Raw genomic sequence first — 7,399 nt, 5'->3', positions numbered from 1 at the left:
AATCCCAACCAAACAAAAACTGACCATCACCCACAGGACTCAAAACCTGCGAATGGCAATCAAAAACAATTTCAAACTAATGCCGGCACTGCCCCGCCAGGAACTCACCCCAGATGGGGTTTCGTCACCGTGACAGACACAGCACCTAAATTGGCACTAACAATCCATCGACACACTATCGAGTTCTCAAAGAACACACCCACAACCAACTTCGACACCGTTTACGAGTGCCATCTTGGATGGAGTAGTTATATTCTGTAACCTAGAAGTTCTGCGGCCGGACTCTCTCTGGCGCAGGTCTCCCAACCTACCAGCTTCGAAACCTTCATGCAACACGCTGGTAACCAGCTAGTCGCGCCGAGTTTCTCGACTTTTCGGGCCACCCGCGCTCGAAAACCCCACTCGAAAGCGGATGCAATTTCTCACTTGGGCGGTCAACGTTGTTCCTTCGAGAAAAGACTCTCTCGTCGGTGTTAGGGCCGCTCCGGACTCTTGCTCTCCGGCGCCTCACTCGCTGACTCGACAAAAGTTACGCGGTTGTCGGCATCGCGTCAAATCAGCTGGTCACAGCGATTTACGCCGTAACAACTCGACTGAACTCGAAAGGCTCAGCCAACCTTTGCGCCCGCGAGATTCTTTTTGCCTCGACGCACCACGAGCCACGCACCGTGGAGTAGGTCGTCAGCGGCCGGCGTCCAGTCATCGGTAGTGATCTTGTTGTTGTTCACGTAGGCGCCGCCTTCGTTGATGGTGCGTCGCGCAGCCTTGTTGCTGTCCGACAGTCCGGTGGCAACAAGCAACTCGACGATCGTCGGCGTTGAGCCGGCGTCGAACTCGGCGACGGTGGTCTCCGACAGCGCGGCAGACAGCGTGCCCTCATCGAGACTGTCGAGTTCGGCCCGACCGAACAACGCCTGGCTGGCGGTTTCCACCGCATCGGTGTTCGACTGCCCGTGCACCAGCGTGGTCATCTCCGCGGCCAACCGACGCTGGGCGGCCCGCAGGTGGGGTGAATCGGCGGTGACCTGCTCGAGCTCTGCGATTTCCTCGCGACCCAGGAACGTGAACCACTTCAGGTAGCGGATGACATCGGCATCTGCGGTGTTCAGGAAGTACTGGTACCAGGCGTACGGCGTGGTCATCTCCGGGTCGAGCCACAGACTTCCACCACCGGTCGACTTGCCGAATTTCTTGCCGTCCGACGAGGTGACCAGCGGAACCGTCATCGCGTGCACCGCATGACCGTCCACCCGTCGGGTCAGGTCGACGCCGGCGATGATGTTGCCCCACTGATCCGAACCACCGACCTGGAGTGCGCAGCCGTACTCGCGGTGCAACTGCAGGTAGTCGTTGGCCTGCAACAACATGTAGCTGAACTCGGTGTAGCTCATGCCATCGGACTCGAGACGGCGACGAACCGTGTCGCGCGCGAGCATGACGTTCACCGAGAAGTGTTTACCGAGGTCGCGCAGGAAGTCGACGGCGGTGAGCTTGCCGGTCCAGTCCAGGTTGTTGACAACGACGGCACCGTTGGGCGACTCGTCGAAGTCCACAAAACGCTCGAGTTGCCCCTTGATCCGGCGGGCGGAGTCGGCGACAGTCTCGGCCGATTGCATGGTCCGCTCCCCGACATCGCGGGGGTCACCGATCATTCCGGTGGCGCCGCCCGCGAGCACGATCGGGCGATGACCTGCACGTTGGAATCGCTTCAGAGTCAGCAGCGGCACCAAGTGCCCGGCGTGCAGGCTCGGTGCGGTCGGATCAAATCCGGCATAGAGCGTCGTCAGCTCGGACAGCACTTTCCCCAACTCGTCGAGGTCCGTGCTCTGGGCGATGAGCCCTCGCCAAGTCAGGTCTTCCAGGATGTCTGCCGGTGCGAAATTTGCTGCGGTCACGTAGTCGATCCTCCCCCATCAACGACCGGTACCGACAGCCGGAGGGGTGCGGCGCGCCGGTACTTCGAGACCGCAGGGCTGCGTTCATCCCACAGTCGCCACGGGCGATCCTGCGCGGTGCTCACTCCGACCCGGGGCCCGTGCCCGACAGCGGATGCCGGAATACGCGGCCCACGGAGCAATCTCACGGGTGAGTCCGCAGTACAGACCGCCACCCCGTTGAAGTTTCGCCCGATCGCCATTGCTGAACCCACATTGCCTGGGCCACAAGCCAATTGCGTGTCGGTGCGGGCAGTGCTCCGGCGTTCTCGTGCCAGTTGTTCACCGCCGACGATCTCCCCTGCACGCATCAGCACACCACCGCACTGCCCGACCGGACCATACGAGATGTTGCCGCACCAGTGGATGCCGTACGAGCGATAGACGTAGAGATGACCGGCATCTCCGAACATCACCTCATTGCGATCGGTCCGGCCCCGGTAACCATGGGACGCCGGATCCGGGAATGGGCTGTCGGGTGGACCGCCATAGGCTTCGACTTCGACGAGGCGCATTCGTACCGTCCCACCCGGACCGTCGACTTCGAGGTAGGACCCGAGCAATCGGCGAGCGGCCTGCACCGGGGTGGCGCCGGCCAACCGGAGTGCATCGAACAGGACCGGCGTGGGCAACGATCAGTCGGCGACGGGGCCGGTTGTTGCGGTCACTCGCGACATCAGTTGCTCGTGTTCGCTGTCGTCGACGTCACGTGCATCGTCGATCAGTAGTGCGGGTATTCCGTCATCGATGCGGTAGACCCGGCGCAGGCGAGGGTTGTACATCTCCTCATTGCCGATGACCAGCAATGGACCGTGATCTTGCGGGCAGGCCAGCAAGGTCAGCAGCAATGGGCTCAATCCGGCTTCGTGTGGCACGGGGTCAACGGTACCCGGCCCGCCGTACCCGGCACCCGACGATCACCGTCAGCCCGGACTCACTGCCGGCGGGATCACGGAACCACCCGGTTCCCAACCGAATTCCTGTGCAATCGCCTTGGTGAGTCTGCGGTATCGGCCACCCTCATCGCGATACCAGACCGACGCACCCGCGGCCGGGATCCCGGCGGCCTCAAGCGCCGCACTCAGCGGGCGGTATGACGAGGACACGTCGATGTGGTCGAGGATTCGGATGATGTGTGGTCGCTGCGCGGGTGTCAGACCGGCAAGTGCAAGTCGGAGTGCGGATCCGGTCGGCGAACCGGTCCCCTCCTGCCTCGACACCGCGGCGACCGCAATCTGGTTCCCTGGTTCTCCCACCTTGTAGACCACTGCATGCTTTACCTGGACGAGCCGGGACAGCCCGTCGACGATCGGTTGCGGATAGATGTATCCATCGGCCGAATCGACCACCGCGCTGGAATGGCCCATGAACCAGAAGTCGCCGTCCGCATCGCGGGAGAACATGTGTTCAGACAGCTGCCACCGATCGTCCACCGCGAACACGTCACGAAGGACGGTCGCACCGACTTCATACTGCTGCTGCGCTTTTGACAGCATGACCCCTACTTCGTCGACCCGGGCTTCGCGCACGAAACCGTCATCGTCGGTGATCAGGCGGCCCTCGGCCAGATCGAATGCGGCGACTGCAACATCATTGACGCCCGGCACCGGCCGGCCCGACGAGCCGACCTTTGTGCCGGTGACATTTGCCAGGATGGCCGATCCGTCACCTGTCGCGAAGAACTCGAGTACTCGGGCCCGCGGGAACTTCTCGTTCAGGTCTTCCCACAGTCCGGCAGACATACCCGACCCCATGAACAGCCGGATCGCGTTGTGGTCGGTGATCGAGAAATCGTCCGACCCGATGATGTCTTGCAACATCGACCAGGTGTAAGACACCACGGTGATCCCGTACCGCGGGATCTCGGCGGCGAACGTGTCGGCATCGAGCCCGGCGGACAACGCGATCCGGGCGCCGCCCACGACCGTGCCACCGAGGGACGTCAACAGGCCGGACGCATGATGCAGCGGAGTCAGGCAGTACACGGTGTCGTTACCACTGAGTGCGGCGGCGGATGCGGCGCCAAACGCCGACAACGCCCATCGATGGTTTGTGACCGGCCACTTCTCGAGGTTGCTGCCGTTCTTACTGAACAGCACAAACGCGAGATCGCCTGCGCGCCCGGGATCGGGCCGATACCAGGAGGGGATCTCCACCGACTCCGGATCGATCTGTTCCATGTCGATGACGCGTTCACCGTCGGCCTGCGCGAGTGTCCGCTCATCACCGCCACCGAGGACCAAGACCCGGTCGGCGATCGCAGCCAACTCCTCGAGGTTGGCCGGGTCGGTCAGCACCAGCGAGCAAACCCCAAGCCGCAGAGACGGTTTCAGGTCGGACCCGGCCGACAACATCACCGCGACCGCACCGAGTCGGGACAACGCGGCAATCGCGACCAGTGCGCTCGGACGGGTCAGCATCCGGACGCCGACGTGTTCACCCGGCCGGACCCCGCAGGAGATGAGCCCGCGCACCACGTTGTCGATGCGGTCGTTGACCTGCCGATGACTCAAGACGCGGTCCTCGAACAGGAACAATTCCTGTCTGCCGTTCCGGCGAGCGTTCTCGTTCATCAACTTGCCGAGCGAAATGGTTGTGCGGGAATGGATCTGACCGAGCCGCACCAATCGTGGTAAGACGCGCAACGACTCCCGCCGCACCGCATCCGCGGTCCGGCCGACCGATTTGGCCGCGCCGACGATGTCGCGGCCGGTATCGGCACCCATCCCGGCGGCCGATCCGAGACCATGCGCAATCCGGGACGAGAAACTGACGCCGGTTCCGTGGCTCTGATCGCCGTCGTCACGCATCTTCTCGATTGCTTCGGGTTCCTCGCCCGATCCGTCGTTCCAGCGTATCCACTCGGCGGTTGTCGGCCATGTTCGCGTGCCGGCGGTCGTGCCGACCACCAATCCGAAATGCCCTACCGGCAAGGATGATTCATAAACTCGAGCCATTGGCGAGGCGCGCAGTATGCCCCGAACCGCCACCGGCTGACCGATGTCGTCGGCCTCGCCCACGAAGGCCAGTACCGGGCAGGTGATCTCGGCGAGTGTGACCACCTGGTCGTTGATCACGAAACCGCCGCCGACCAGACGGTTGTGGACCACGAACTGTCGCAGCAGATCTGCCACCGCGGGACCCGACCAGGCGACCCAGCCGTCGACTTCGATGAAACGGCGGGAATCCTCGCGCGGCAACAACGCTTCCCGGTCGTGGAGCTGGCGCAGGAAATCGATGCGGCTGCGGGCCGCCTTCACCGGGTCGAGAAGCTGAAAGCCGGTACGCGCCAACCATCCGGGGATCGCGATGCGGTTGAACACATTGTCGGCGAAGAACTGTGCGCCGGGCGTCACCAACGCGGCCGGCAGGCCCAACGGCAGCGCTCCGAGCACATCCACCGGACTGCCATAGGTGACGATGCTCGCGATGCCTTTGGACCGGCGGTACGCAGCAGCCTGATAGCAGAACATCCCGCCCTGGGAGTACCCGGCGAGATGCACGTCTTTCCCGGTCACCGCACGGACCCGGTCGATGATCTCGTCGATCGCCACGATGTGGTCGGCCAGCGTGCGGCTCATTCCGCCGTCGATCTTGTCCGGTGATCCGAAGTCGACAACCCAGGGGTCGAGGCCGGCGCGGTGCAAGATGCTCACCGCACCGTTCTCGGTGGTGACGTCATAGACGTTTGCCGCCACCATCATCGGCGGGACGAGCACGACCGGCGGACCCTGTGCCACATCGTCCGGGAAGTACCGGCGCAGCCGGTACATCGGGACCGTCTCCTCTACCCGGAACGGCGCAGGCCGGGTCCCGGTTTCGAGACTGCCGTACCGGATGACCTCGAGCCCGTTCTGTGCCGTGGCCACAACACGATCAAAGGATTCCTTGACGTTGGGAACGCCTCGCACAAACCCCCCTCACAACAACATCGAAGAATTGGTGACTGGCGTCACATGTTACCCGTCGCCATCGCCGCTGGCTGCGGCGATGGCTACCGGTGACCAGTATCCCCGAAGTCAGAAGTTCCGGTGTCCCGCAGCCTTCCCCGCGAGTCGCTCCAGCTGTTCCGCCACGCGCACGCCGGCCGTCCCACCGAGCGCATCGCGGGACGCGATCGAGCCTGCCACCGTGAGCACTTCGCGGACATCCGGTGTCAACGCCGCATTGATCGCCGCGAACTCTTCGTCGGTCAGGTCGGCAAGTCCGACGCCGCGGCCTTCGGCGGCACGCACGCACGCGCCGGCCACTTCGTGCGCGACCCGGAACGGCACACCGGCCCGGACGAGCCACTCCGCGATATCGGTCGCCAGGGTGAATCCGGCCGGAGCGAGCTCAGCCATCCGCTCTTCGTGGAATGTCAGAGTTCCGACCAGGCCCGCGATCGCCGGCAACAACAACTGCAATTGGGCAACCGAATCGAAAACCGGTTCCTTGTCCTCCTGCAGGTCGCGGTTGTAGGCGAGCGGTTGTGCCTTGAGTGTGGCCAGCAATCCGGTGAGGTTGCCGATCATCCGTCCGGACTTTCCACGCGTGAGCTCGGAGACGTCCGGGTTCTTCTTCTGCGGCATGATCGAACTACCCGTCGACCATTCGTCAGCGAGAGTGATGTAGCCGAATTCCGGTGTGCTCCAGAGGATCACCTCTTCGGCCATCCGCGAGAGGTCAACACCGATGAGCGCGAAGACAAAGGCGGCCTCGGCAGCGAAGTCACGTGAGGACGTGGCATCGATGGAGTTCTCGGCTGCGCTGTCGAATCCGAGATCCTCGGCGATCGCGGCCGGATCGAGGCCGAGCGACGATCCCGCCAGAGCACCCGAACCATACGGCGACACCGCGGCGCGCTTGTCGAAATCCTTGAGGCGCTCGACATCTCGCAGCAACGGATGCGCGTGGGCAAGCAGGTGATGTGCCAGCAGAACCGGCTGCGCCGCCTGCAGATGGGTCTTGCCCGGCATCACCGCATCGGGATGCGCCTTCGCCTGGGCGATCAGCGCGTCGACGACGTCCAGGACACCGCTTGAGACCTGACGGATCGCATCCCGCAACCACATCCGGAATAGGGTTGCGACCTGATCGTTGCGGGAACGGCCGGCCCGCAGCCGGCCACCGACCTCGGGACCGACCCGTTCGATCAGGCCACGCTCGAGTGCTCCGTGGACATCCTCATCGGTCTCGGCCGGACCGAAGGCACCCGAACGGACGTCGGCGGCCAGCCGGGACAGACCGTCCTGCATGGTGGCCACGTCGTCGTCGGACAGCAAACCCGCCTTGTGCAGGATCCGGGCGTGCGCCTGCGACGCCCGGACGTCGTACGGAGCCAGCACCCAGTCGAAGTGTGTCGACTTGCTCAGGGCCGCCATGGCGTCGGCCGGACCGGAAGCGAACCGGCCACCCCACAGCGAACCCTCGTTGGTACCCGGGGCTTGACTGTCTGGTCGCGCTCCGGCTCCGTTTCCGCTCAT

General features: G+C 63.8%; 5 protein-coding genes. All 5 read right to left on the bottom strand.

The genetic code is table 11. The annotated features are described in order from the left end of the window. Nucleotides 1-608: 608 nt before the first annotated feature. Nucleotides 609-1,895 (bottom strand): tyrosine--tRNA ligase, encoded by a 1,287-nt coding sequence (gene tyrS / locus H290_RS0119360; RefSeq protein ID WP_020108486.1) that lies wholly within the window; start codon nt 1,893-1,895, stop codon nt 609-611. Next, nucleotides 1,892-2,566, bottom strand: a complete 675-nt coding sequence (locus tag H290_RS0119355) for a DNA-3-methyladenine glycosylase (protein WP_020108485.1) — start codon at nt 2,564-2,566, stop codon at nt 1,892-1,894. The genes tyrS and H290_RS0119355 overlap by 4 nt, the downstream gene beginning before the upstream one ends. Before the next feature lie 3 nt (nt 2,567-2,569). Continuing rightward, nucleotides 2,570-2,809, bottom strand: coding sequence for a Trm112 family protein (locus H290_RS0119350; RefSeq protein ID WP_020108484.1), 240 nt, complete (start codon nt 2,807-2,809; stop codon nt 2,570-2,572). A 48-nt stretch (nt 2,810-2,857) separates the two neighbouring features. Beyond that, on the bottom strand, nt 2,858-5,845 hold the full coding sequence (locus tag H290_RS29255; RefSeq protein ID WP_020108483.1) for an AMP-binding protein: 2,988 nt from the start codon (nt 5,843-5,845) through the stop codon (nt 2,858-2,860). A 108-nt stretch (nt 5,846-5,953) separates the two neighbouring features. Beyond that, complete coding sequence (gene argH, locus H290_RS0119340) at nt 5,954-7,399, bottom strand: argininosuccinate lyase (RefSeq protein ID WP_020108482.1); 1,446 nt, start codon at nt 7,397-7,399, stop codon at nt 5,954-5,956.

Origin of the sequence: Nocardia sp. 348MFTsu5.1 (genome assembly GCF_000383535.1) — a bacterium.
Classification (GTDB): Bacteria; Actinomycetota; Actinomycetes; order Mycobacteriales; family Mycobacteriaceae; genus Williamsia; species Williamsia faeni.
This window is presented reverse-complemented; position numbering and strand designations above follow the sequence as displayed.